This window comes from Halomonas sp. GFAJ-1, assembly GCF_000236625.2.
GTDB lineage: Bacteria > Pseudomonadota > Gammaproteobacteria > Pseudomonadales > Halomonadaceae > Vreelandella.
Map to the genome: position 1 here is coordinate 54,335 of NZ_AHBC01000023.1, position 26,798 is coordinate 81,132.

Sequence of the window (26,798 nt, forward strand, 5' to 3'; positions counted from 1 at the left end):
CTGCTTTATCGGCGTTGATGGCTATGTCCGCTGGCTAGCGCCCACCCACGACGGTGGTCACCCGCAGCGTACGGTCATCGGGCACTTCGGCCTGAGACATCACCACCATATGACGCATGCGGCGACGCAGGAAGCGCGACAACACAGCGCGTAACGAATGCTGCACCACCAGCACTGGGGCTTCGCCACTGGCTTCGTGCTGCTCTAGCGCCTGCTGGGCCTGATTCATCAGGGTATCTGCTAAGCCTGGCTCCATAGCGCCGTTGCCGTTCATCGCCTGAATAAGCACTTGTTCTAACTGAGCATCCAGCCCCATCACGTTAAGTGTTTCTTGCCCGGCAAACCATTGCTGAGTGATAGCGCGGCCCAGCGCAATGCGCACTAACGCAGTGAGCTCATTAGGGTCTTTCTGCTGACCCGCGAACTCCGCCAGGGTATCCAGCACAGTGCGCATATCGCGAATGGAAACATCTTCATCCAACAGGTTCTGCAGGATGCGCTGAAGCACCGTCAGGGAGATCGCTTTTGGCACGACTTCTTCCACCAGCGATTTTTGATCATCACCGAGCTTATCCAGCAGCTTCTGCACTTCCTGGCGACCGAGCATTTCCGGCGAGTGGCGGTGCAACAGGTGATTTAAGTGGGTGGCAATGACCGTACTCGCATCCACTACCGTATAGCCATACACCTGGGCGTGTTCACGCTGACTGGCATCAATCCAGATAGCCGGAAGGCCGAAGGCGGGCTCTTGAGTGGGCGTCCCCTGCAGCTCACCAGATACCTGCCCTGGGTCGATGGCCAGCCACTTGCCTGGCTGTGCCTCGGCACGCCCAATCTCTGCGCCCTTCATCGAAAGCACGTAGGTATTGGGGGAAAGCTCCAAGTTATCGCGGATATGTACAACAGGGGGCAAAAAGCCGACCTCCTGGGCAAACTTTTTGCGCACGCTTTTAATCCGGCCCAACAACTCACCTTTCTGGCGCGAATCCACTAGCGGGATTAAGCGATGTCCGACTTCGAGACCCAAGGTATCCACTAACTGGACATCCTCCCAGCTCGCTTCAGGGGTTTCTTGAAGCGGTGGAGGGGCCGCGGCAATCTCCTCCTTGACCAGCGCCCGGTCTTTTTGACGGATCAACAGCCATGCAAGCCCAGCAAGCAGCGCCGTAAAAATCAGGAAAACCAGGTTGGGCATACCGGGCACCATGCCCAATAGCCCCATAACGATGGCGGCTAAAATCATAACCTGGGGGTTAACGAACAGCTGGCTGATCATTTGCTGACCAACGTCCTGGTCGGTATTTACCCGCGACACTGTGACACCCGCTGCAGTTGAGATCACCAGCGCTGGAATCTGGGCGACCAAGCCATCCCCAATGGTTAATAGTGTGTAGGTACGGGCAGCATCGCTGAAGTCCATGCCGTGCTGCATCATGCCGATCAGCAGGCCACCGATAATATTAACCACCATGATAACCAAGCCGGCCATGGCGTCGCCGCGCACAAACTTACTTGCGCCATCCATTGAGCCGTAAAAATCGGCCTCTTGGGCGACTTCTGCTCGACGCTTTTTAGCGTCTTCTTCACCAATTAGCCCCGCGTTTAAGTCCGCATCAATGGCCATCTGCTTGCCGGGCATGGCGTCCAGCATAAAGCGCGCGCCAACCTCGGCAATCCGCCCGGCGCCCTTGGTAATAACCATGAAGTTGATAATAACCAAGATCAGGAAGACCACTAAGCCAACCGCAAAGTTGCCGCCTACCAGGAAGGTGCCGAACGCTTCGATAACTTTACCTGCGGCATCGCCCCCTTGATGCCCTTCCATGAGTACCACCCGGGTGGAGGCAACATTGAGCGATAAGCGCAGCAACGTGGTGAACAGCAACACTGCCGGAAACGCCGCGAAGTCCAGCGGCTTTTGCGCAAACATGCTGACCAACAGCACCATAATGGCCAGGGCAATGTTGAAGGTGAAGAGCAAATCTAGCGCGAAGGGCGGCAAGGGCAGGATCATCATGCCCAAAATCATTAGAATCAGCAGCGGCCCAGCGAGCAGCTTCATGCGCACGTCGCCCATCCAATCGCGCTGATTGATCAACTGGCCTAAGCCCTTCATGACTGCGCCTCACTGCCACCGGCCTTGGGGCCGGGACTATCCATTTCCGGGGGAACCGGCAAATTATCAGGGGTGGGGGGCACCTCGCCTCCTTGTTGTGCAACATGCTTTAGGCGATACGCCCAGGCCATCACTTCTGCCACGGCGGTATACAGTTCCGCAGGCACCTCAGCTTCTAAGTCCACGTGATGATACAGGGCGCGGGCCAAGGGCGCTGCCTCCAATCGTGGCACGCCCGCTTCTAAACCAATCTCACGGATACGTGCCGCTACCGCATCGGCCCCTTTGGCGACTAGCCGAGGCGCGCCCATACTGCCTTCCTGGTAACTGAGCGCGATCGCATAATGGGTAGGGTTGGTAATGATAACGTCAGCATCTGGTACTTTACTCATCATGCGGCCACGCGCCATCGCCTGCTGTTGCTGACGAATGCGGCCTTTTACATGGGGGTCGCCCTCTGACTCTTTATGCTCTCGCTTTACCTCTTCCTTGCTCATGCGCAGCTTTTTAGCATTGCTCCACAGCTGGAAAGGCACATCGATGAGGATGACCACAATCAGCGATAACACAATTAACCCAGCGGCTAACGCGGCCATATTTAGTGCAGTGACCAGCGCCTGCTGAATAGGCAGGTCCATCAGCCCCATAAACGTGCCGATATTAACGTACAAAAAGGTTGCCGCGACGCTTCCCACCAGCACCGATTTAGCAATCGCTTTGGCTAGCTCCACCAGTGCCTGAGGCCCGAATATGCGCTTCACCCCTTTAACAGGGTTGAGCTTTGAAAGTTTGGGCTGCATCGATTTTGCCGATACCAGCCACCCCCCCAGCAGCGCAGGCGCTACCAACGCCACCACCACGAGGAGTAAAAACAGCGGAATCATGGCAAACAGCGTACGCTGACCAAGATCCAGGGCATTCACCAGCATGGGAGTGCTTTCCATTACCTGACGACGCTCAAACAAAAACGCCCTCTCCATGACCATTCCCAACTGGTCATAGAGCATCTGCCCCATGCTCCAAAGCCCTATCACGCCTCCCAGTAGCAGCATAAAAGTGGTCAGCTCTCGGGAGCGGGGAACCTGGCCCTCTTCACGCGCTTTATCCAAGCGCCTGGGGGTGGCCTCTTCGGTTTTTTCCTGGTCGCTGTCGTTATCTGCCATGCTGCTATCCGGCCGGTCGTACGCGGCTCACCATAAATTCAGCCGCCCCAGAGGGCGGCTGAACAAAAAGCCTATAGTGCCAGATGCGGCTTGTTACAATGTCTTAATAACAACGCATTAAAAGCCTAATTCATCCAATAAGTCATCTACCTGGTCTTGGCCCGTCACGATATCCGGGGCATTCTCCTTCACCTGAGGACCATTAAGTAGGTCTTCTTTACGTCGCGCGGTTTCGTTTTTCCACTGATCTTCCGCCTTGCGCTGCATGCTTTCCCGCGCCTGAGCACCCTGCACGTTATCAATCAGCACCTGTACGAGCTGATGTTCGATCTCGCGAATCACATCCATCATCTTCTTGATGACTTGGCCGGTCAGATCCTGGAAATCTTGCGCCATCATGATTTCCAACAGCTCTTTATTGGTGGCTGCGGCCATAGTGGGCACATCGCTTAAATAGGTGCGGGTCTCTTTAACTAAGGCTTTAGCATCATCTAGCTCTTGGGGCGCTTCAAACCATGCATCCCAACGCTTATCCAGCGCTTCAGCACGGTCAGACAGCTGATCCTGAAGCGGCTGTGCTCGGTCGATAGCGTTTAGCGCACGATCAGCCGCCTGCTCGGTCATGGTCGCAACATAGTGCAAACGGTCACGTGCGTCAGGTATCGCTTCCGCCGCTTTTTCAATCTCTTTATCTAACCCCAGCTCGCGCATATTGTCGCGCAGCATGCGGGTAAGTTTACCAATGCGATGGATGAGTTCTTCAGCGGCTTCATCGGGCAGTTGGGCAGTATTTCCCTGCTCACTCTGGCTCATTGTCGTATCTCCTTGCTAACCGAGCCACAAAGGCTCAGCCGCTTCATTTACCCATCTTGTCGAAGATTTTATTCAGCTTCTCTTCTAGGGTAGCGGCAGTGAACGGCTTAACGACGTAGCCGTTGGCGCCTGCTTGTGCGGCCGCAATAATGTTCTCTTTTTTCGCTTCGGCGGTCACCATCAGCACCGGTAAGCCTTTGAGCGCTTCGTCTTGGCGAATCTCTTTAAGCATCTCTAAACCATCAAGATTGGGCATATTCCAATCAGAGACAACGAACTCAAAATTGCCTGCCCGCAACTTATTCAACGCGTCCTGGCCATCTTCCGCCTCATCCACATTGGTAAAGCCCAGCTCTTTTAACAGGCTACGGACGATCCGACGCATCGTAGGAAAATCGTCAACTACCAGAAAACTCATATTCTTATCGGCCATTGGTCATCCTCTCATCAAACACATGGGTTAGGGTGACTGGACACCCAGTCAGGGTTTATTACGGTTAAAACGCTTCCCACTCGTCGTGGTGGCTGTTCTGGCGGGCGCTCCGTTGTGCAGCAGGCTGTGTAGAGGCAAGCTGTGCTGGCGCCGAAGGCGCTATCGAACGCGGTAACTCATAAGAGTGTTCTTGGACACCAAGCAGCTTAAAGACGGCAACCGCCTCCTCTAACCGGCTCGCCTGCTCCTCCAAAGAAGCAGCCGCCGCTGTGGCTTGCTGAACCAGCGCAGCGTTTTGTTGAGTCACTTCATCCATCTGCCCCACTGCTTGGCTAACCTGCGTAATGCCGTCGCTCTGCTCCTGAGAGGCCGCGGATATCTCATCCATAATATCAGTGACCCGACGCACAGCGGTCACTACTTCACTCATGGTGCTACCGGCCTGCTCTACCAGGGTGGAACCTTGCTTAATTTGTGAAACCGACGCATCGATCAGAGTTTTGATCTCTTTGGCAGCATCGGCGCTTCGGCTCGCTAGATTGCGCACCTCACCTGCTACCACGGCAAAGCCACGCCCTTGCTCGCCAGCGCGCGCCGCTTCGACAGAAGCATTCAGTGCAAGAATATTGGTTTGAAAAGCAATCGAGTCAATCACGCTGGTAATATCTGCCACTTTTTGGGAGCTCGTTGAGATGCCATGCATTGTTTGCACGACCTGCTCAACCACCTGCCCGCCCTGCTCAGCGGTGGTAGATGCATCCGCGGCCAGGGTGCTGGCTTGGCGCGCGTTGTCCGCATTCTGCTTCACTGTCGCCGTCATCTGCTCCATGCTGGCAGCGGTTTCTTCAATAGAGGCGGCCTGCTGCTCGGTACGCGATGAAAGATCCGCATTGCCGCTGGCAATTTCCCGAGTGCCGTGATGGATTTCGCTGCTGCCCTCGCGAACTCTTGAAACAATCCCCGTGAGATTTTGCTGCATGGTTGCCATTGCAGCAAACAGCTGGCCTATCTCGTTTTTACCTGCCGCTGGCAGTGGTTCGGTTAAATCAGCCTGTGAGATTTTATCCAAGCGGCGCACCGCATCGTTAAGCGGGGCAATGACCGTGCGGCGCAGCCCAATGTAGATCAACGCTGTCATTAATAATGCAATCGTCGTAGCCACTGCATTAATCAGCGTAAAGAAATTACCCTGTGCGTTAGCATCACTACGGATGTCATCCACACGCTGGAAACCATAATCAATAAAGGCTGTAGTGCTCTCGGCTAAATTGGCAAGCGGACCGGTCAATTCACCCCGCAGCCGGTTAAACGTGGTGATATCCATAGTTTCAAAACTCACCAGCTGTTGTTTGATTATTGCTAATACGTCTTGAAAATCTTCAATCAGGTCACGGCCCAACATCTCTCCTTGCGGCGTTCGCGGCGTCGCCACAAAGTTTTCAAAGCGGCGTTCCGCACGCTCAATACGGTTAGCAGCAAGCGCTATTTGCTCGTTAGACTGGCGTGTTTGGCCCACCATTAAAAAGTTTGACGCCGTTTCCATGGCAAGCATGGCCTGATTGAGCAACGAGTCCGCACGGTTAATTTCGTTTAGCTGATCGCTGCTAATACGATCAAGCGTCGCCATGTTTTGCTGGGCGTTACGGTCTGATACAAAGCTGATCCCTGCCAGCACCAATACCAAAGCGATAAAGCTGATAAGTGCCGCGATTACCGCCGCATGGATACTCATATTGCGAAACAAACGAGCCATGGCCCTTCCCCCGTTGCCGTCATTTTTGTGATGATGCTTTGTTTTAATAATGTGCTGTTTCGTAGCATGTTATTTTTAGTGCTGCATAACATTAATGGCGCATCGCTATACCCTCTGGGCACGGCCGGAAGCCGCGACCAGCGCCATCAATCGCGATGGAATATCGTCTAGGGCGACGACATCAACCGCTCCCCCAACAGCAATCGCTTCTCTCGGCATCCCGAAAACCACGCAGCTCTCTTCATTTTGCGCAATGGTCGGCGCGCCTGCTTGGCGCATTTCTAATAACCCTGCAGCGCCATCTTTTCCCATGCCAGTCAAAATTACCCCAATCGCATTTTTACCGGCGTGCTTTGAGGCAGAGTGAAACAGCACATCCACCGATGGCCGGTGGCGATTAACCGGAGGCCCATCGTTCAAGCGTGCCACGTAGTTTGCACCGCTGCGGACGAGTTCAAGGTGTTGATCACCCGGCGCAATATAGGCATGACCCGGCAGCACACGCTCGCCATCAGTGGCCTCTTTGACGGTAATCCGGCACAGCCGGTCCAGCCGTTCAGCAAACGAGCGGGTAAAGCCGCCCGGCATGTGTTGAGTAATCAAAACGGCTGGTGCGTTAGCCGGCAAGGGCTCCAGTACCGCACGGATCGCCTCGGTTCCGCCAGTAGAGGCACCAATGATGATCAGCTTCTCACTGGTAACCAGCGGTGCTTTCAACTGCGTCGGAGGCGGCGCGTTTTTGTGGCGGGCCTGACGGGGTCGTGAGCGCGCGGCGGCACGCAGCTTCTCAGCAATTTCGTTGGCGTACTCCATCATCCCATTGCGAATACCTAGGCTGGGCTTAGCCACAAAGTCCAATGCGCCCAGTTCCAGCGCTCGCAGGGTGATTTCAGAACCGCTCTGGGTGAGTGATGAAACCATTAACACCGGCATTGGGCGCAGGCGCATCAACCGCTCAAGAAAGTCCAACCCATCCATGCGCGGCATTTCCACGTCAAGGGTTAGTACATCAGGGTTATGCTGCTTAATCAGGTCCCTGGCAGCAATGGGGTCGGGCGCGACGGCAACCACTTCCATATCTGGCTGTGAGTTGATGATTTCGGTTAACAAATCGCGAATCAGCGCCGAATCATCGACACATAACACTTTGATCTTGGCTGCGCTCAAAGCACGCCTCCTCTTACGGTAGCTACCTAATGTGCTGTTGCGCTTCCGCTTGAGAAATACCTGTTAACGGAGCTAAACGCACGTAATACGGGTTATTTTTTAGCGGGGGTGTAGACCGTCTGCCCACGCAACTTGAATGCATCGCTAATATAGGAGAAGTTTTCAGAGTGCCCAGCAAACAGCAGGCCATCTGGCTTCATGAGCGGCGCAAACCGCTTTAGAATTTTCGCCTGAGTATCTTTATCGAAATAAATCATGATATTGCGGCAAAAAATGGCATCAAAGGGCCCCTTAACGGGCCACTGGGGCGCCAGCAGGTTAAGCGGCAAAAACTCCACCAGCGCGGATACTTCAGGCCGTATGCGTGCCAGCCCAATATGGTTGCCGGTACCTTTCTGAAAAAACCGTTTCACCCGAACTTCATCGAGCTTGCGCACTTGTTCCTGAGGATAAATACCGGCGCGAGCCCTATCGAGCGCGTCAGTATCAATATCTGTGGCGATGACTTTCGCTTGGGAGGCTTTGGGGCCTAGCGTTTCCAGCAGCGTCATGGCTATTGAATAAGGCTCTTCACCCGTGGAAGCCGCTGAACACCAAATAGTCACCGGCTCCTGCTTATGCTTGATATGTTCAGCCAGCAGCGGAAAGTGGTGCGCCTCACGAAAAAATGCCGTGAGATTGGTGGTGAGTGCGTTAGTAAACGCTTCCCACTCTTTAGCATCGGGCTGACGCTCCAAGCGTGACAGGTAGTCGGTAAAGTGCGTTATGCCATGGTGGCGCAGCCGCTTTGCTAAACGGCTGTAAACCATTTCACGCTTATGCTCGGCAAGCACGATACCGGCACGCAGGTAGATCAGTTCTCTAATCCGTGAAAAATCGGCATCCGTAAGCAGCAAGTCGCGCTCGATCTGCCCACTAGATGCCCATTGGCCGGCTTCGGCTCCCCGTTCGCGTTGTCCGCTCAAAACTCTTCCCACTCCTCTGCAGAAACCGATTGCCGCTTCACACGCGGCGCTGGCGATGTCGCGCTATTTGGCTTCGCAGTAAGTTGATGCGCAGCAGCAGGTGCCCCGATAGCGGCTGGCATAGCCTGTAACGACTGTTGATGGTTTAGCCGAAACGCCTCTACGGATAACGCCAACAGCCCCGCTTGATGTTCCAATGCTGCCGCAGCCCGCGCGGTTTCCTGCACACGGCCAGCATTTTGCTGGGTCGCTTGATCCATTTCCGCAACGGCCTGGTTGACTTCAGCAATACCGCTGTTCTGCTCTTCTGACGCTGAAGAGATCTCATGCATAATCTGCGTTACGCTGCGTGCCGCTTCAGCAACCTCACTCATGGCCGCTTCAGCTTTTTCCACTAACCCGGCCCCTGCACTAACATCCTGACTGGAACCATCAATTAATACCCGGATCTCTTGGGCCGCGCCGGCACTGCGCCCCGCCAAATTACGCACTTCTTCTGCCACAACCGCAAAGCCGCGCCCGTGCTCTCCTGCCCTTGCCGCCTCAACCGACGCATTAAGCGCCAAAATATTAGTTTGAAACGCAATCGAATCAATGACGTTGATAATCTCGGTCATTTTTCGCGAGCTTTGAGTGATACGTTGCATGTTGTCGACTAGCTGTGTCATCAGCTCGCCGGTTTGCGTCACCCGTGTAGCATTATTATCGGCCAGACGCCGAGCTTCTTGAGCGTTATCGCTATTTTGGCGCACGGTCGTGGTTATCTCTTCCATGCTGGAAGCGGTTTGTTGCAGCGCGGCAGCCTGCTGCTCTGTACGCGACGACAGCTCTTCATTACCACTGGCAATACCCTGTGCCGCAGGCGTCACTACCTCAATGCCGCTTTTAACCTCGCCAATAATACTGCTCAGGCTTTTACGCATGGTATTTAGCGAATCAAGCAGTAGGCCAATTTCATCACGACGACGGGCAGGCACAGGGGCTGCCAAGTTGCCGCCCGCTATTTGCAGGGTAAAGCGTGAAGCACTTTTTAACGGTCTAACGATTGAACGTAGCGTAAGCGCGCCTATCATCATGAGCATCAGTAAGCCAATCCCCAGCACCGCCGCCTGAGCGCTCAGCATGGCGGTTTGCCCCTGCTCAGCCTCTACCGCCATAACTTCCGCTGCAGCCTGTTTTTGCGCAATCAGCTGATTCACCATCTCCGACAGCGCTCGCCCATCGGTATTCATCACACGTATCACCGCATCTAAACCAGTAAACGCTTCATACGTCTCTTCAGCTTGCAGCACGTTTGCCGCTTGCCCCATGCCATTAGCTAAGAACGCCTGAAGCTGCTGATCAAAACTATCCGCTAGCTGGCTAGCGTTAGCATCACGCTGGTAGTACGCCTGCCAAACCTCAGCTACCTCCGCGGCGTTTTCCGCCACCGCTTCGCCCATCTCAAACCGTTGGCTGATGAGCTGCATCCTTTCTGGTTCGATCATCGACTGACGTGTATGGGCAATGGTTTGGTCGATTTGCTGGAGACGAATAACATCGCGCAGCCCATCGTTATTGAGGCGGTCTAACCGATCACCCGCGGCATTTAATCCATACAGTCCTAGCCCACCACTGATCAACAGCAGCATGCCCGCTACCACAATCATGCCCACCAGCTTGGCGCGGATGGTGTGCAGGCGCACCCGTTTAAGGCGCTGCACTAGCCCCTTATAACGTATATGCCCTTTATCTAAATAGACCCGTTTAAGACGTCCCTCACGAATACCTGCGTATACCTGCTCTGCCTGGGCGATTGCCTCCCGTGACGCCTGAACCCGCACTGAGGCATAGCCAACCACCTGATCATTTTCGACAATCGGCGTCACGCTAGCGTCTACCCAATAGTGGTCGCCGTTTTTGCAGCGATTTTTAACCAGCCCACGCCACGTTTCACCGGTTTCGATGGTTTGCCATAAATTTGCAAACGCCACGGGCGGCATATCCGGGTGGCGGATCAGGTTGTGCGGCGCCCCAATTAGCTCGTCATGGCGAAAGCCACTAATCTGGATAAACGCGGGATTAGCATACGTAATGCGACCTTTAAGATCCGTTCGCGAGACGAGAAAATCGTCCCCCTTTAGCTCAACTTCGCGTTGGGAGACTGGCTGATTGTTACGCATTAACATGCCTTATTGTTGGGGAGGCGACATTTTTATTAGTTAAATTGGGCGACTCTACGTAAAGGCTGAATCAAAAAGCTTCCCACTCGTCTACCGGCGTTTTAGTAGTAACCACCTTAGCGGGCCGTGGCGTGGCACTGGGTAGAATGGGGCGAGTGGTCAATGGTGCGGTACTCGCTCCCGACACCCGAAAACGCTCAACCGCTTCACGCAGACGAGCGGCCTCACTCTCTAACTCATTGGCACTGCGGGCGGCCTGCTGAACCAGCTGGGCATTCTGCTGCACGACCTGATCCATTTGGGCAACCGCTTGATTAACTTGGCCGATGCCATTGCTCTGCTCTTCTGAGGCGGCGGCAATTTCATCCATAATATCGCTGACACGCTGAACCGCTGCGACAAGGTCTTGCATGGTCTGTCCTGCATGGTTCACTCGCTGCGTACCGGCATCCACTTTACCCAGAGAAGCATCAATAAGTGTGCGAATTTCTTTTGCTGCATTGGCACTGCGGCTAGCCAAGCTGCGAACCTCCTGCGCCACGACGGCAAACCCTTTGCCGTGCTCCCCCGCCCGTGCCGCCTCAACAGAGGCATTAAGCGCTAAGATATTAGTTTGGAAAGCTATATTATCGATGACCGTTATAATGTCGGCGACCTGATGGGAGCTGGCGCTGATCTCTTGCATTGTTTCAACAATATTGCCAACCTCTTCACCGCTGCGTCTGGCGGTTAACGTCGCATCACCTGCTAGCTGACTCGCTTGGCGAGCGTTATCTGCGTTATGCCCTACCGTGGAGGCCAACTGCTCCATACTGGAAGCGGTCTCTTCTAATGAAGATGCCTGCTGCTCAGTGCGTGAAGAGAGGTCATTATTACCGCTAGCAATATGTTGAGAACGCTCAAAAATAGAGGCCCCACTTTGGCGCACCACGCCGACCGTCTCGGAGAGTGAGCCTTGCATATGCGCCATCGCGTTATACAGTCGACCAATTTCGTTATTACCCGGCGAGGTAATTTGCTGATTTAAATCGCCTTGAGCCATACGCTCAAAATATCCCACTAAGTTATCTAGCGGGCGCAATACATTCGCTGTCACCCCCCAAATGACCACAACAACGGTTAGCACCGTCATGACGACCACGCCAATAAGCACCCAGCGAACTTGGGCTGAAAATTCCGTAAACGCTGTCTGCTGCGACTGTAAGTCGCTTGTCGCTTGCACAATGGCAGCACCATGGTGGAGCGCGTAGAGACCCATACCGCACGCTAGGACAATCAGGAGTGAAAACGTAGCAAGTACCAACCCCCAACTTAAACGCACGGTCATATTGCCCATCACTTGACGCACTAGCTGTGTCACACGCATTACTCCAAGCACAACCCAATTGGCCGCAGCACTCCATGGCTCACGGCTCGGCTGTTTAGCTCAAAATAGGCACACTCCTTATGCCCAGTGTTCTGCATTAAGAATTACTAGTGCTATCTACCAGCGCCATTTCTTCACTGGTCAGCAGTTTATCGATATCCACTAGCACCAGCATGCGGTCATCAAGACTGCCAAGACCGCTTAAGAAATCAGAAGAGAGGGTAACCCCGAACTCAGGTGCGGGTTTGATCTGCTCTGGGGTTAAGGTCATTACGTCTGAAACACCGTCGACCACAATCCCCACGATACGGTCGGCGACATTGACCACGATCACTACGGTTTGACCGCCATACTCCACATTTTCCAGGTGGAATTTAATGCGCAGATCAACAATCGGCACAATAACACCGCGCAGATTGGTCACGCCTTTTATGAAATCCGGCGCGTTGGCAATGCGCGTTACATTTTCGTAACCGCGAATTTCCTGCACTTTCAAAATATCAATGGCGTACTCCTCTTCTCCTAAAGAGAATACTAAGAATTCGCGATTTTCTGCCTCTGCAGCGGCTAGCACCGCCTTATTAGCTGCTTGACTCATGACGGCTCAGCCTCCTTGTAATAAGCGAGATGTGGATGATTGGTTACTTTGCCTGCTTCTTTTTTGGCACGACTTAAGCGGTGTAAGCCCGTGATATCCAAAATCAATGCGACACTTCCATCCCCCAGGATGGTGGCAGCGGAAACGCCCGGCACTTTGCGGTAGTTATCTTCTAAGTTTTTGACAACCACCTGCTGCTGGCCAATGAGCTCATCGACCAACATGGCATAGCGACGACCCTCGCCTTGTACGATAACGGCGATACTTTTAGTCGGGTCAGTAATTGCATTTTCGACGTCTAACACTTCATGAATCGCGATAACCGGCAGGTATTCATCACGCACTTTGATGACCACATCATCCCCGGCCATCGCGTACATATCACCTTTGGCAGGCTGGAGGGACTCAAGCACGGTAGAGAGCGGCAAGATGAACGTTTCGCCACCCACTTTGATTGACATGCCGTCTAGAATTGCGAGGGTCAACGGCAAGACAATACGCGTGTTGGTGCCTTCACCCTTTTTAGACTGTATTTCGACTCGCCCGCCCATTCCTTGAATATTACGTTTCACCACATCCATACCAACGCCGCGCCCTGATACATCAGTGACCTCTTTTGCGGTCGAAAAACCAGGGGCAAAAATCAGTTGGAAAACGTCTTCATCGGACATTGCGTCAGAAACATTGAGCCCATTTTCACGGGCTTTATCGAGTAGGCGCTCACGATCCATTCCTGCACCGTCGTCACGCACTTCAATAAGAATATTGCCGCCCTGGTGACGCGCTGAAAGCACCAGCTTGCCTACGCGAGGCTTACCTAGCGCCTCACGCTCATCGGGCATTTCGATACCATGGTCTAAGCTGTTACGCACTAGGTGCGTAAGCGGGTCTGTGATTCGCTCAACCAAACTTTTATCCAGCTCGGTGGATTTACCCTCAGTAACGAGTTCGATCTCTTTATTCAGCTTGCCTGCGGTATCTCGCACCACGCGGGGGAACCGGCTAAACACAAACTCCATGGGAATCATGCGGATCGACATCACCGCTTCTTGAAGATCACGGGCATTGCGCTGAAGCAGACTCATGCCGTTTTGGAGCGAGCTATTACCTACGGACTGGTCGTCAAGGTCGCTGACCGTTTGATCGAGCATCGACTGGGTAATGATCAGCTCACCAACCAAGTTGATAATTTGATCAACTTTGTCGACAGATACGCGTATCGATGAGGACTCGCTCGCGGCTTTTTTTGGCGCTGCCTTAGCGGGCTTATCATTGGCTTTCGGGGAGCTCTTATCGCTCTGCTTTGGCACAGCGGGGGCGTTATCCGCAGTACTCACCACTTCCTCAACGGCAGGCGAGGAGGCAGGAGCCGGCACATTAGGTGCTGGCTCTGGTTCTCGTGCTGGGTCACCCGCAGCAACGCTGCTGATGCTAATTTGCTCAGGCTCGATAATAAAGCACATCACGGCTTCAATATCGTCGGCACTGACGCCACCTTTGAGAATGACCTCGTAACGCTTGTCATCGCCTGAGTGCGACTGGATATCCCCCAGCTGCTCAAGCTCTTCGACCAGCAACGTGCGATCTTTATCGTTGACGTTCAGTAGGGCGACTAACAAATGCGTCTCGCCTTCTTCCGGCGTCTCGCGTTTGCTAGATTCTGCCTTGGAAGGCTGTGTCACCGTCGGCGCAGGCGCTGCAGGAGCTTCGAGGGTTTGTCCAATCTCCTCTAAAGCGATCTGCTGCAACACTTGGCAGATTCGCTCATAGGCTTCCTGGTTGGGTTCTTCCTCGTTGCGATAGGCATCGAGTTGCTCATGCATGATGTCTTTTGCCTCTAAAAAGGTATCAACGAGGTCAGCGCGCAGGGTCAGTTCCCCTTTGCGCGCATGATCCAGCAGGTTTTCGAAAATATGCGTGGTTTTTTGCAGCACGCTAAACCCGAACGTCCCTGCACCACCTTTTATAGAGTGGGCCGCACGGAAAATAGCGTTTAGCTGCTCGCTATCCGGATCATCGACATCCAGTTCTAATAAGTGCTGCTCCATATCTGCTAGCAGCTCTTCCGCCTCTTCAAAAAAGGTGTCACAAAAATCCGCTATATCCATGCACCGCTCCACATTATCATCATATTTTTTGGACCAGCTTCGCTCATTCGGCTACGTCGGCCTGTGGCATGTCTGGTAGTAAAGCCTCTTCGGGCGAATCGCCTTCAGGTAACAGCACACCGGTGCTAAGAATACCTGGGTCGCGAATGGTCTCAGCAATTTCGGGTAACAGTACTAAAAGCTCAATACGTCGATTAATAGGGTCTGAAGAGGAAGTGTCAGGCAGCGATACCCGATCAGCAAAGCCCGATACGCGCAATAGTTGACCTGGATCAAGCCCACCGACCACCAACTCCCGACGCGAGGCATTCGCGCGGTCACTGGATAGCTCCCAATTACTGTAGCCTCGATAGCCACCCGCAAAAGGCACGCTGTCGGTATGACCGCTGATGCTTAGGTCATTGGGCAATTCATTGAGTAACGGCGCGATAGTGCGCAGAAGGTTGCGCATATAAGGTGCTACCTGATCGCTACCCAGCTGGAACATGGGCCGCTGCTCTGTATCAAGCAGCTGAATGCGCAGTCCTTCACGGGTAAGATCAAAACGCATTTGGTTGCGCAGCTGGCGCAGCTCAGGGTCTAGCTCAATGGCCCGCTCTATACGTTCTTGTAAATCAGAGAAGAACCGCCGTTCTTGCAAGCTGGGCCGCGGCTGCAATGACATGTCTACCTGGGCGCGCTCTCCATCGCTATGCGCTGGGTCAGGCCCGCCGCCTGGGATAACCCGCGAACTGCCGCCGCGATCCCCGGTCATCGCGGTTATCAGCGGCGTGCTAAAGTAGTCCGCCACGCCCTGCCGTGTTTCTTCACTGGAGACGCTTAAAATCCACATCACCAGGAACAGAGCCATTAGCGCGGTCATAAAATCAGCTAAGGCGATTTTCCATGCTCCCCCATGATGAGCATGAACCACTTTTTTGCGCCGTATGACTATTGGGCGCTTGTCACCGCCCTGACTCATGCATTACCGCCCTTTTTGGCGTCACGCACGTACTCTTCAAGTTCTGAGAAACTAGGACGTTCGGTGCTGTGCAGTGCTTTACGGCCAAACTCAACGGCTAACTGAGGCGCATAGCCGTGCAAGCTAGCCAACAGCGTGACGCGGATGCACTGCAGCATTTTTTCCGCTTCTTTTGCTTGTCGATCGGCATAGCTTGCAATGGGGCTGATAAAACCGTAACCCATCAAAATGCCTAAGAAGGTGCCCACTAGCGCCATAGCAATCATCTGGCCCATCTGTTCCGCACTGGCGTCGGCGTAGGTCAGCGCTTTAATAACCCCCATGACTGCCGCCACGATACCAAACGCGGGCATGGCATCACCTACTTTAGCAATCGCATCAATGGGAATATGGGCTTCTTGCTCAAATACTTCGATTTCGTGAAGCATCAGCTCGTCGATTTCCATCGGCTCCATGCCGCCACTTACCATTAGGCGCAGGTAATCAGTTAAAAAATCCATAATGTGCGGGTCCGCAAGCACCGTGGGATGCTCTTGAAACAGCGGGCTTTCCTGAGGGTTATCGATATCGCGCTCAATCCCCAGCATCCCCTCACGGCGCACTTTGGAGAGAATCTTGTACTGCAGCGCCATTAGCTCCATGTATAGGGCTTTGTTATATTTTTTGGTCCGTTTGAGCCGCGGCAGTATTCTAAACGTGGCTTTAATCGCTTTACCGTTGTTGGCGGCAATAAACGCGCCTACGCCCGCACCGCCAATAATTAACAGCTCTAAAGGTTGATACAGGGGGCCTAAACTACCACCTGCCAGCACATAGCCGCCAAACACACACAATATTACGACCACATAACCTAGGAGAATCAGCACAAGCAGTGTCCTTGCGATAGCAGTTTTTGTATCAACGGAGCGCCAACCACTGCTTCATCATTATGAATAACACTGGAGGGTTCCATTTCAAGTGGAGCTTAGTCATATCATACTAAGATGTAGGCGATGTTTAATGGAAAAGTACCACCGCCTTTTAACGCTATCTATGCGCTAATGGCTGTTTTTATTATATTGCGTCGTCCTGTGAGTGGGTCATGGCTATGTTTCTGTACCCGCCGCTCCGCGTTGGGCTTTACGGGTTTTCCCGGCACGTGAAGGCGGCTGGCAAATACCGCACACATAGCCGTGAATCGGGCTATGTGCATGGGCAACAAATCGCCCCTCACACCGGGTACACGTATTTAGCTGCAGCAGATCACTTTCAAAAAAACGTACCAGTGTCCACGCTCGCGTTAAGCCCAACACTGGCTCCACGTCTTCAAGCGCTATTTGTTCTTCGTAAAGTCGGTAAGCTTTAACGAACGCATCAATACGTTCGCAGCAGGTATCTTGTTGTAAACTTGCATAAATATTATAAAAAAGTGATGAGTGCACATTAGGCAACCAGGTAACAAACCAGTCGGCCGAAAAAGGCAACATCCCTTTTGGGGGCGACATGCCACGCACTTCTTTATACAGCTTAATTAGGCGAGTACGGCTTAGATCCGTTTCCGTTTCTAACACCTGCAAACGTGCACCTAACTCAATCAGTTCGATTGCCAGCTGTACTTGATGCATTTCATCAACCAAGCTTTTCTGGCTCACTCCGCCCCTCCTTTGGGTAGTGAATCGAACGGTTCGCAGGCTGATAACAGCGATGCATGCAATCCCGACAGCCCTTGATCCCTGGGATTTTCCATAATTTGGCGTAAGCGCTGCCCGCTAGTTTGACTAAACCGACATACCAATTGATTGGTACGCGCCAGCTTCGTTAACTGCCAAGCATTAAGTGAAACGAGCAAATCTGCCAGTTCACTATCAACTTTCAGGCGAAACATGGCGGCCTCTCGATCCTCACTCAGTAGGCGCTGGGCAAGAAGCAGGTACGCTAAGTTTAATTCTTCAATTTCATCGAGAAAGTTTGATTGGCTCATAGTGTTCCACCGGACGACACAGGCGCGACTTTATAAACTTTATAATGACGCCATGGGTGACTTTTTCCATAAGCATCATGGTTGCACACAACGTCTACATTGGCTACTTGAGCTGTTCACGGTGACTTAGCGCACCTTCAGAAAGCTCAAACACCCACACCAGAAGCTCAGCAACGACCTGATATAAACTCGCCGGTATCTCGGCATCTAAATCCAGCTGCATGAGCAGTGCCACCAACTCAGGAGCGTCGTGCACATAAATCCCCTGGCGCTGCGCCTCTGCCATAATCCTCTCAGCTAACTCACCATACCCTTTCGCCACTACCCGGGGTGCCTGCTCCCCATCTCGATAAGCCAATGCTACGGCTTGGCGGCGGCGCTCACCCGGCGTCGTCATGGTGGCTCTCCAAACTTATATGCCGTGATTTAACCTGCACTTTGCGAAAATCCAAGGCTTCTAAACGTTGCTCTAACGCGCTTACCCCCTGCTCAAGTTGCCGATATGTCGCCAGGTCTTCGGTGGTAAGGTCGATGCTGAGCACTGACTGATAGAGCCATAAAGTAACGCTAAAAGCGCCTATGTTGGGCACTTCGAGCTGCATTTCAGAGCGCCACCCTTCGCCCGAATCAGTCTCGTCCTGGGCACCCTCACGCCCCTCGTCACGTGTAGGCAAGTTAATCACTAGCGCCATAAAAATCCCGGCCCACACGTCTCCCTCCCAACGTATGGTAGGCATAACCAGCATCTCCAGCTGCTGACGCACTAGGCTCTGCAGGTTTTCATGAACAATCTCACGACCACCGCGCTGGATAGCTACGTCGGCTAGCTCGCGAGCGCCCACTGTTTCAACTCTCGCTTGGGCCGATTCTTGCCGCTCTGCCTGTAACGCGGCAGGGCTGGCTGGCGTATTGAGGAAGGCCACGGGGCGCTCAAGTATCAGCATATCGCTTGCGACTGGTACCAGCGCTGTATTAGGCAAAATAGAAAAGTTGCCAGGTCCCGTTGGCGCAGAGGAGCCCGGCGCTAAAGAGGTAGCAACCGCCGACAACACATTCACGCTAGCAGGCAGCACAGGCCGTGGGCCGGGCTGCATCTGAGGCTCACGCAGTAGCTGCTGACGAGAAACATCGCCCTGGAACCAACGCTTCAAATGAGACTCGTAGAACAAACCACTATCACGTACGCTCGACTCTAGACGCGTCGCAAGCGTCGTAGCTGACGGCGCGTCTAGAGCGCTCATTAGGGGAGCTTCAGGGCGCATAACGGTGGGCGGCGCAGGAAAACGCAGCAATACATCCGCAATCGTGCGTGCCGCAGGACTTAAATGAGTCTGGGTGGAGCCTGGGGCTGTATTGGCGCCGCCTTGGGTAGCTAGGCGCTGCCCATCCGGGGAGGTTGGTAAGCGCTTGAGGTCACCTAGCGGCAGCGACATTGGTCGCCCGTCTAAGCTAGCATCACCTTGTAAGGCTCGCGGACCTTCTCCGGGCGGAACAGGCTGCACAGGAGCATTTAAGGAGCGCTGTAAAGAGGCTTCTCCTTGACGCCCAAGCACTTGGTGCATGAGGGTATCAATAAGTGGCGTGATGCCACTCACGGAGCCTCCTGGTCTTGTGTGCCTTCAGGGTCATAAATGTCATGGCTGCCCTGCTGCGGCGCATAGGCTCGGTGCAAATCACGCTGGCGTTGAGATACGCCAATTAACTTCCCAAGCTCCTCGCGCCGCGCCACTAAACGTCGGCGAATTTCGACGTCGTGCTCAAGAATACTTTCCAGCAGCTCAGCCTTACGAGTTTTGGCAGAAGCATCTAACACGACTTTTTTATCAAGCTCACGTAACTCTTCGACTAATGTAACGTAATGGGTACGCTGCTCAATAAGCTCTGGCCACTGCTCCGCATTGGCTAGCTCTTGCATATGCCTTGCACGTACAAGCAGTTTGGCATAAGCCTCTAACAGCGCTTGTGGAGTAGAGCTGTGGACAGCGTCAGAACCCGACATAGTTGCCTCATGCACTCTGCTGTTGGCCGATTTCACGCCAAGCTGAAGCGATATCTTCCAGTAACCGTTCCGCCTGACTCAGACTCTCTTCATCGTTACGTAGGTTAGCAACTAAGAGTAAGCGAGCAATATAGTCGTACAAGGAAGCTAGCCGCTCAGCAATGGCACCGCCCTGCTCCTGATCCAATGCAGCCGCTAATCCATTATTAACAATATCCAACGCCTTGGATATCGACTTTCCCTTCTCGGCTGTGTTGCCTGCCTGCATGTGAATTCGTGCCGCCCGGATAGCCGCTTGGGCGCCGTCAAACAGCATTACGATAAGCTGGTGCGGGTCAGCAGACATCACACCGCTTTCCACGCCGACACGAGCATACGCCTTAGCACCACGTCCGTAGGCGGCGCCACCGCGAGAGTATGTCATAAGCGGGCACTCCTTCATTAGGTAACACAACAGCTGAACCCATAGGGCCAATACATGCTGTTAATGATTCAAAAATTTGAGCTTTCAAGCTCAGCTATAGTAGTTATATCGGCGCGCCAACCACAGACTTTAACCCTCAGACACACTTTCGCTTAGAAAGTAATGTTCACGAGGTGAGCGTTAGCGTTGCTGCTAGACAATGGCAGCAACGCTCATATCAGGTGGATACTGCCACTTCCCTAACAGGCCGCCCTAACCGCTCAAAGACATCACCACGCACGGATACTCCCAACGTATCGCGCAGTGGCGGCTCAACCCCCTCGGCCAGCACTACTTCCGCTGGCGTCCCATCTTTATTAAGACGCACGATCCAGGCCAATTGCTCACTTGAAAAGTGGGCAAGCGAGCCAACAGGAAGCGTTTTGAAGTGCTCGACATAGCGCTTGATCCAACGAGGGTCAAATTGATGCGGATGACGCAATAAATGACGATAAATTTGTTGCGCTGTTCGAGCTGGACGATCGGCCCGATCACGGCGCATTGCCTCAACCACATCCACAATTGCACTGGCTTTAGCCAACTCGTTGATGTCATTACCCGACAAACCACCTGGGTAGCCACTGCCATCAAGCCGCTCGTTAATACCCCCAATAACCGCTTTGGCAACGGAGGCTGAAAGCCACTGGCAGTTGTGTAGCCGATCCATTAAAAGGGACACATGCTCACTCATGGCCTGACGATGGGTAGCTTCAAAACTGGGCGCCTTGAAGACCACCTGGGGCACAAGCGCTTTGCCTAGATCGTGGATCAGACCACTGGCCACAATCGCCTTTTGCACATCGCGCGGCATGTTACTTCCCACCAAATCCAGCAGGTGCACTGCCACGGCAATACCATGGCGCACGAGGAGCGGCTCGGGGGATAAGCAGCGTGAAGCAAATAGCAAGGCCTCGCGGTCTTCTTCATGCAGCGTTAACACACGGTCGGCGTTGCGTGAAAGCTGCCGAGAGTCAATATCACTACCCTGTTTTAGCAGCAGTAATTGAGCATCGAGGTAGGCCGCTACTTTCACAAGGCGCCGAGCCGTCGGGGTGGCGTAACGCTTAATATCGCGGCGCCCAACGAGCTCTGACCCGTCGGTGCGCCTACCTGCCTGCTCAAACAATGGCGACGGCTGACGATCCTCTTGCGTCTCTTTCTTATAACGTGCCGCTTCACGCTCAATTTCACACACGAAGTACCAAATTTGACGCTCTTGATCCGACGTACAATTGGCAAAACGAAACCCTACCCGCAAGATATGGCGCTCAGAGTCTGTTTTCTGGTGGCGGGCCACGCCCAGCACTTCAAAATAAGTACCATCAGGAAAGGTGTAGGCAAGCTTAAGGGGGCCATCTGCCTCAGCAAGCACGCCACTCGCAGTTAAGGGTAGCTCTATCTGGCAACCATCCTGGGAAAGATCGCGCAACTCACCTTGGACGCTCTCACCATCAGCGCTCACCACGGCTGCGGACACCACCATCCCCATGCGTAACTCTGCGCGAAACGATTCGCGCCGCTGCAGCACATCTATTGAGACTGGGTAGTCGCTACAGCATAAAAAACGCCCACCGGTGCGTCGCGTTTCGGTTAACGAAAGCAGCGGCGTACGCAACACCTTGCCCTGAGACTGACCACGTAAAAAAAACTGTTCTCCCTGCTGCAGGCGGCCTAGCAAATAACCAACGGAAGAGAGATCCATCACTAGAGCTTCACCCGAGTGCTGCTCCATTAACACGATAGGCTCAGGGCGCGCACCCGACGCAGCTAAGCAGAGCGAGACACCACCACTTTCAATCATGGCATTTAAATAATCGCTTATCGTTGAGGCACTGGTAACGCTTTCATACTCATCTTGCTGAACGACCATGCTCGTTTCGCCTTCCCTACCACGTTATTGTTTGACACCCAACCCGAAGCGGCAGAGCATAACAGAAGCTTTCAGCAAGCCACATGAGTCCACCAGCCTAATTATTTTTCTTTTTACAGATACCTATCTATAAAACTTGGTCGATCTAAAAAAAGCACCACAGGCCCAGCGCTAACTTCTAAAGATTAAAATGTGCCGGCCGATAAACATAGCGAGGCTCAGCAATTAAGCAATAAGCCGCCTCAGCCTTTGATATTACAACGCCACCTAGCCGTTAGGCTTACTTGCCTTTGAAGGAACGTCTCTTATGGGCCCACTGCCATTAGACAGCTCGTCTGCTTCACTACCCACTCCATCAACGCAAACGCTTACGCCGCGCCAAGAGCTTGTGAATAAGCTAAGCCAGCTCACAACACAAGAGAGCCAAGCTCCTGCCAGCAACACAGTCACAAAAGAAGAGCTGGTTGACCCCATACAGCGTATTAACGATGTTATGCGACCACGCGGGCTTGAGTTTGATGTTAGCGAACAGTCCACGCGCATCATCACCCGGGTTGTCGACCGAGATACAGGTGATGTGATTCGCCAAATACCGGCTGAAGAAGTGCTTTTACTTGCCGAACAGCTAGAAGAAATGCAAGGCCGACTTATCTCAGCGGAAGCGTAAAATAACCGTGTTTAGCAAGCGAACGCTTAGCAGTACACAGTAAGACTTTAAAAACTGATTAGCCTTTCAGTTAGCGTTCGCCATGCTACTTTTCACACACCACGCCCATAGCCCCAGCTTTGCCTTGCTAGTTAGACCTGCATATTCATCACGTCCCGATAGGCAGAGACTAGCCGGTTACGCACCTGCAACCCCATCTGAAACGCAACGCTGGCCTTTTGCATATCTACCATAACGTCATTTAACTCAACATTAGGCTCACCTGCCTGAAACGCCATTGCCTTAGCGTTAGCGCTCTGCTGAAGACGGTTAATGCGCTGTATGGAAGCTTGCAGCTCACTACCGAAACCGCCCTGACCAACAGCGGTAGAGACATGCTCGCCTTTAATAGGCTGAGCCGCCTGGGAAGCCATGTTCTGCATCTGCTGCAGGGCAGCCTGAATAGGGGGAGAACTCATACGTATGCCTCAGTCGCATGAAAGTAAAATAATGCCTGCAGCCTATCACTGGTAGCATAAGACTCATACGAACAAATAGGTACGAAAAGCCAAGCTTTTCGTTCATTTATGGTCGACGCGCCTCGGGATAATGGCGTTCATCATAATTCCGCTTACTACTTTCAGCGGATAACCGCGATCGACGGATATAGCCTATGCCTTCTTTGGTGATGCGCCTGGGCCGTCATCGGTTTTGCCTGCCCTCTAGGAGGGATGCATGAGCGAAACTGGTGCTACGGCAGGCCGTCAGAACAGTACGCCCCAAAACGCCCCCCGCAGTGGAACGGCAGAGAGTGAGACTAAAAACACGCCGACGGCTGAACGCATGCTGAAACAGCTGCGTGGCAACCCTCTGGTAGTGCTATTGGTCGCTGCTGCTGCGTCTATTGCTGTTGTCGCTGCGCTCTTCATGTGGGCCAGCAGCCCTGAATACCGCGTGCTCTACAGCAACCTTAGTGAAGCCGACGGCGGGCGCATCATCGCCGAACTCGATAGTCGAGGCGTTCCCTATCAGTTTAGCGAAGGCGGCCAAGCGCTCTTAGTGCCTGGCAATCATGTTCACACGCTTAGGCTTCAGCTTGCTGAGCAAGGCCTGCCTCGCGGCGGCAACCTTGGCCTGGAGCTTATGGATAACCAAGCCTTCGGTATTAGTCAGTTTGCTGAACAGGTGAACTTCCAGCGCGGCCTAGAAGGTGAATTGGCCCGTTCCATTGAGTCACTTGGCCCAGTGGAACGGGTGCGGGTTCACCTTTCCATGGCCAAGCCGTCGGTCTTTATACGCGACCGCGAGCCTGCCAAGGCATCCATCGTTCTGACCCTACTACCCGGCCGAGTTTTAGGTGAAGGCCAGGTTAGCGCTATTGTGCACATGGTCTCCAGCAGCGTGCCTGAACTGTCCACCGAGGACGTCACGGTAGTCGATCAAAACGGTCGCCTATTGACCGCCAACACCTCTCAGGGGAATGACCTTGACGGTTCCCAACTGGCGTATATCACCGAAGTAGAGCGCTCCTACCAGCGCCGTATCGAGAATATTCTTTCGCCTATCTTGGGCAGCGAAAACGTGCGCGCCCAGGTGGCTGCACAAATCGATTTTTCACGCCGTGAAGAAACCTCTGAGCGTTATGGCCCTAACCAAGCGCCTAATGAATCGGCCGTGCGCAGCCGCCAATTAAGTCTTTCTTATGATGGGGAAGACCCGTTAGCAACGGGAATACCCGGCGCGCTTAGTAACACTCCGCCTGGCGTAGCACCTGCCCCTATCAATCAGCCAGACGCTGAGGAGGGTGAGAATGACCTGCCGGCCAATGCGCTACGCAACCTACGCCAAGACGACGTCGTTAATTACGAAGTTGATCGCAGCATTGAGCATATCCAGCACCGCCTAGGGCAGGTTCAGCGCCTCTCTGCGGCCGTTGTCGTGAATTTTCGCCGCGCTGTGAATGATGAAGGCGAAGTAGAGCAAGTCGCTTTAAGCCCTGAAGAAGTGGCTCAGCTTGAGCGTCTTGTTCAACAGGCGATGGGCTTCTCGTTGGCACGGGGCGACCAGGTCGAGGTCGTCAACACACCCTTTGCCAGTACTGATGAGGCGACAGAGGAAGCCGAATGGTGGCAGCGGCCAGAGATGCTCTCGCTTGCCTCCACGCTGGGGCGCTACCTACTTGTCGCTATTGCTGCGCTGCTGCTTTACTTGCTGATACTTCGTCCGCTGATCAAACGCTACACGCAGACACCGGTCATGGCCCCCGCCATTCCTGGCACGGGCAGCACCTTTAGCGCCAGCGTCGGCGATGAAAATGATGATCAAGAGGAAGAAGCATCTTCTGAGGAAGATGACACCTATAGCAATAAGCCAAAACGTCGCCGTAAAACGTCGCTGTACGAACACAATCTTAACGACCTGCGGGAAATGGCCCAGGAAGACCCCCGTATGGTCGCGATGATTATCCGTAGTTGGATGAATGCTAATGAGTAGCTCTATTGCCGAAATGAGCGGATCGCGTAAAAGCGCCATCCTCTTGCTTGCCCTTGATGAAGATAGCGCCGCCGAAGTGTTTAAGTTTCTAAGCGCCAGCGAAGTTCAAGAGATCAGTACGGAAATGGCACGCTTGCACCAAGTCTCCCACGAGGATATGAAGGCCGTTTTGGAAGCGTTTCACAAAGAGTCCGAAGAGTTCGTGGCGCTTAACCTCAACTCCAGCGAGCATATTCGTTCGGTACTTACTAAGGCTCTTGGCAGTGAGCGCGCCACCAGCCTCATCGAAGATATCCTTGAAACCACGGGAGGCAACTCGGGCATCGATGCACTGAACCTTATGGAAGCTTCCATGGTGTCAGAGCTTATCCGCGATGAGCACCCGCAGATTATTGCCACCATCCTGGTTCATTTAGACCGTCACCAGGCTGCCGACATTCTGGAACTGTTTGAAGAGAAACTGCGCAACGATGTGGTTCTGCGCATAGCCACCTTTAGCGGCGTTCAGCCAGCGGCACTCCAAGAGCTCACCGAGGTACTCACCAGCATGCTGGATGGCCAGAACCTCAAACGCAGCAAAATGGGCGGCGTAAGAACAGCCGCCGAAATTTTGAACCTGATGAACTCTTCGCAAGAAGAAGTCGCCATCGAAACCGTTCGCTCGCACAGCGAAGACCTTGCACAGAAAATTATCGACGAAATGTTCCTATTCGAGAACCTACTCGACCTGGACAACCGTGCAATTCAAATGGTGCTGCAAGAAGTCGAAACCAACTCCCTGGTGGTGGCCCTCAAAGGCGCCCAGGATGCACTGGTCGACAAGTTCCTGCGCAATATGTCGCAACGGGCTGCAGATTTGGTTCGCGAAGATATGGAAGCCCGCGGCCCTATCCGGGTTTCCCAGGTAGAGACGGAGCAAAAGGCCATTCTACAGGTGGTTCGTCGTTTAGCGGATTCTGGTGAGGTCGTCTTGTCAGGTGGGGATGATGAGTATGTCTAATACTCACTCCCCCGAATTTGACCGCCATGGCACCTGGCGGCGCTGGCAGATGGATGAGCTAAATGAGCAGAGCGCCAACTTCCAAGAGAGCGACTTCTCTGCTCCCTCCGCGCAACAACGCAAAGTCGAGGCAGCACAGCGCGCTGCGGAGCAAGCACGACAGCGAGAAGAGCAGGAGCGTCAAGCGCTCTATGAGCGTATTCGCCAACAGGCTGAGGAAGAGGGCTACCAGGCAGGCTTGGCACGTGGCCATCAAGAGGGGCTAGCGCAAGGCCTCCAAGAGGGCCACGCTCAGGCCGAAGAAACGCTTAAACAGCAGGTTCGCCAAACCGTCACTCCGCTTCAAGCTCTCGCTAAACAGTTCTCGGACGCCCTTGAGCGAATGGATGAAACGATAGCCCACGACCTTACCGAACTAGCACTCGCCACTGGCAAGCAGCTGGCGGGTAATGCTCTCCGAGAGACCCCTGAGCAAATTCTGACAATTGTGCGCGATCTTCTGCACACCGAGCCACCGCTGGTTGGACAACAGCGCTTGTGGCTTAACCCAGAAGATCATGCGTTAGTAAAAGAGCACCTAGGTAGCGAACTAAGCGCCGCTAACTGGCAACTCCAACCTGATGACCAGCTTGCCCGCGGCGGCTGTCGCGTCACTAGCGCCCAGGGCGAGCTAGACGCCACTTTTGAAAGCCGCTGGCAGGCCGTACATGCCCAACTTCGCAAGCGCCATCACGTCAGCGACCCTTCGACCTCTTTGTAGGC

Annotated in this window: 25 protein-coding genes; 4 read left to right on the forward strand and 21 right to left on the reverse strand. The window is 53.7% G+C overall.

Annotation, left to right across the window (positions count from 1 at the left end; translation table 11 throughout):
* Positions 1–34: 34 nt before the first annotated feature.
* The 20 genes from flhA to MOY_RS06390 all read right to left on the reverse strand — a co-directional run bounded on the left by flhA (position 35) and on the right by MOY_RS06390 (position 21,897).
* Entirely contained in the window at positions 35–2,116 is a 2,082-nt protein-coding gene (gene flhA, locus MOY_RS06295; RefSeq protein WP_009097742.1) for a flagellar biosynthesis protein FlhA, read from the reverse strand.
* Positions 2,113–3,279, reverse strand: coding sequence for a flagellar biosynthesis protein FlhB (flhB, locus tag MOY_RS06300; RefSeq protein WP_009097743.1), 1,167 nt, complete (start codon positions 3,277–3,279; stop codon positions 2,113–2,115). Before flhB ends, flhA begins: the two co-directional genes overlap by 4 nt.
* 117 nt (positions 3,280–3,396) lie before the next feature.
* Complete coding sequence (gene cheZ, locus MOY_RS06305; RefSeq protein WP_009097745.1) at positions 3,397–4,092, reverse strand: protein phosphatase CheZ; 696 nt, start codon at positions 4,090–4,092, stop codon at positions 3,397–3,399.
* Positions 4,093–4,135: 43 nt separating this feature from the next.
* Positions 4,136–4,525 carry a chemotaxis response regulator CheY gene (cheY, locus tag MOY_RS06310; RefSeq protein WP_009097747.1) on the reverse strand — a complete coding sequence of 130 codons (390 nt, stop codon included), beginning with the start codon at positions 4,523–4,525 and terminating at the stop codon, positions 4,136–4,138.
* A gap of 64 nt (positions 4,526–4,589) precedes the next feature.
* A complete protein-coding gene (locus tag MOY_RS06315; protein ID WP_009097749.1) occupies positions 4,590–6,278 on the reverse strand; it encodes a methyl-accepting chemotaxis protein in 1,689 nt (562 codons plus the stop codon).
* 105 nt (positions 6,279–6,383) lie between these two features.
* Positions 6,384–7,445 (reverse strand): protein-glutamate methylesterase/protein-glutamine glutaminase, encoded by a 1,062-nt coding sequence (locus MOY_RS06320; protein ID WP_009097754.1) that lies wholly within the window; start codon positions 7,443–7,445, stop codon positions 6,384–6,386.
* Positions 7,446–7,537: 92 nt separating this feature from the next.
* The gene (locus tag MOY_RS06325; protein ID WP_009097756.1) at positions 7,538–8,410 is read right to left on the reverse strand and encodes a CheR family methyltransferase; all 873 of its coding nucleotides are present in this window, start codon (positions 8,408–8,410) and stop codon (positions 7,538–7,540) included.
* The gene (locus MOY_RS06330; protein WP_009097758.1) at positions 8,407–10,572 is read right to left on the reverse strand and encodes a methyl-accepting chemotaxis protein; all 2,166 of its coding nucleotides are present in this window, start codon (positions 10,570–10,572) and stop codon (positions 8,407–8,409) included. Before MOY_RS06330 ends, MOY_RS06325 begins: the two co-directional genes overlap by 4 nt.
* Before the next feature lie 70 nt (positions 10,573–10,642).
* On the reverse strand, positions 10,643–11,938 hold the full coding sequence (locus MOY_RS06335) for a methyl-accepting chemotaxis protein (RefSeq protein ID WP_050949557.1): 1,296 nt from the start codon (positions 11,936–11,938) through the stop codon (positions 10,643–10,645).
* A 97-nt stretch (positions 11,939–12,035) separates the two neighbouring features.
* A complete protein-coding gene (cheW, locus tag MOY_RS06340) occupies positions 12,036–12,536 on the reverse strand; it encodes a chemotaxis protein CheW (RefSeq protein ID WP_009097763.1) in 501 nt (166 codons plus the stop codon).
* Positions 12,533–14,644, reverse strand: coding sequence for a chemotaxis protein CheA (cheA, locus tag MOY_RS06345; protein WP_009097765.1), 2,112 nt, complete (start codon positions 14,642–14,644; stop codon positions 12,533–12,535). Before cheA ends, cheW begins: the two co-directional genes overlap by 4 nt.
* A gap of 43 nt (positions 14,645–14,687) precedes the next feature.
* The gene (motB, locus tag MOY_RS06350) at positions 14,688–15,605 is read right to left on the reverse strand and encodes a flagellar motor protein MotB (RefSeq protein WP_009097768.1); all 918 of its coding nucleotides are present in this window, start codon (positions 15,603–15,605) and stop codon (positions 14,688–14,690) included.
* Positions 15,602–16,471, reverse strand: a complete 870-nt coding sequence (gene motA, locus MOY_RS06355; RefSeq protein ID WP_009097772.1) for a flagellar motor stator protein MotA — start codon at positions 16,469–16,471, stop codon at positions 15,602–15,604. The genes motB and motA overlap by 4 nt, the downstream gene beginning before the upstream one ends.
* Before the next feature lie 219 nt (positions 16,472–16,690).
* Positions 16,691–17,236: a flagellar transcriptional regulator FlhC gene (flhC, locus tag MOY_RS06360; protein ID WP_009097774.1), complete on the reverse strand. Its 546-nt coding sequence runs from the start codon at positions 17,234–17,236 to the stop codon at positions 16,691–16,693.
* Positions 17,233–17,565, reverse strand: coding sequence for a flagellar transcriptional regulator FlhD (gene flhD, locus MOY_RS06365; protein ID WP_009097776.1), 333 nt, complete (start codon positions 17,563–17,565; stop codon positions 17,233–17,235). Before flhD ends, flhC begins: the two co-directional genes overlap by 4 nt.
* Before the next feature lie 103 nt (positions 17,566–17,668).
* Positions 17,669–17,962: an EscU/YscU/HrcU family type III secretion system export apparatus switch protein gene (locus tag MOY_RS06370; protein WP_009097778.1), complete on the reverse strand. Its 294-nt coding sequence runs from the start codon at positions 17,960–17,962 to the stop codon at positions 17,669–17,671.
* Entirely contained in the window at positions 17,946–19,160 is a 1,215-nt protein-coding gene (locus MOY_RS06375; protein WP_009097781.1) for a flagellar hook-length control protein FliK, read from the reverse strand. Before MOY_RS06375 ends, MOY_RS06370 begins: the two co-directional genes overlap by 17 nt.
* The gene (gene fliT, locus MOY_RS06380) at positions 19,157–19,564 is read right to left on the reverse strand and encodes a flagellar protein FliT (RefSeq protein WP_009097783.1); all 408 of its coding nucleotides are present in this window, start codon (positions 19,562–19,564) and stop codon (positions 19,157–19,159) included. The genes MOY_RS06375 and fliT overlap by 4 nt, the downstream gene beginning before the upstream one ends.
* Positions 19,565–19,571: 7 nt before the next feature.
* Positions 19,572–19,988, reverse strand: coding sequence for a flagellar export chaperone FliS (fliS, locus tag MOY_RS06385; RefSeq protein WP_009097785.1), 417 nt, complete (start codon positions 19,986–19,988; stop codon positions 19,572–19,574).
* 217 nt (positions 19,989–20,205) lie between these two features.
* A complete protein-coding gene (locus MOY_RS06390; RefSeq protein WP_009097786.1) occupies positions 20,206–21,897 on the reverse strand; it encodes an HD domain-containing phosphohydrolase in 1,692 nt (563 codons plus the stop codon).
* Between the two features lie 307 nt (positions 21,898–22,204).
* Between MOY_RS06390 and MOY_RS06395 the strand changes: the two genes are divergently transcribed.
* The gene (locus MOY_RS06395) at positions 22,205–22,564 is read left to right on the forward strand and encodes a flagellar protein FlaG (RefSeq protein ID WP_009097788.1); all 360 of its coding nucleotides are present in this window, start codon (positions 22,205–22,207) and stop codon (positions 22,562–22,564) included.
* 131 nt (positions 22,565–22,695) lie between these two features.
* Here MOY_RS06395 and fliE read toward each other — a convergent pair whose 3' ends face one another.
* Entirely contained in the window at positions 22,696–23,022 is a 327-nt protein-coding gene (fliE, locus tag MOY_RS06400) for a flagellar hook-basal body complex protein FliE (RefSeq protein WP_009097791.1), read from the reverse strand.
* A gap of 256 nt (positions 23,023–23,278) precedes the next feature.
* Here fliE and fliF point away from each other — a divergent pair, with 256 nt between their 5' ends.
* From fliF to fliH, 3 genes are read left to right on the forward strand one after another with little or no spacing between them, the layout of a single operon-like run.
* Positions 23,279–25,036, forward strand: a complete 1,758-nt coding sequence (fliF, locus tag MOY_RS06405) for a flagellar basal-body MS-ring/collar protein FliF (RefSeq protein WP_009097792.1) — start codon at positions 23,279–23,281, stop codon at positions 25,034–25,036.
* Complete coding sequence (gene fliG, locus MOY_RS06410; RefSeq protein WP_009097794.1) at positions 25,029–26,036, forward strand: flagellar motor switch protein FliG; 1,008 nt, start codon at positions 25,029–25,031, stop codon at positions 26,034–26,036. The genes fliF and fliG overlap by 8 nt, the downstream gene beginning before the upstream one ends.
* Complete coding sequence (fliH, locus tag MOY_RS06415; protein ID WP_009097795.1) at positions 26,029–26,796, forward strand: flagellar assembly protein FliH; 768 nt, start codon at positions 26,029–26,031, stop codon at positions 26,794–26,796. Before fliG ends, fliH begins: the two co-directional genes overlap by 8 nt.
* Positions 26,797–26,798 lie beyond the last annotated feature (2 nt).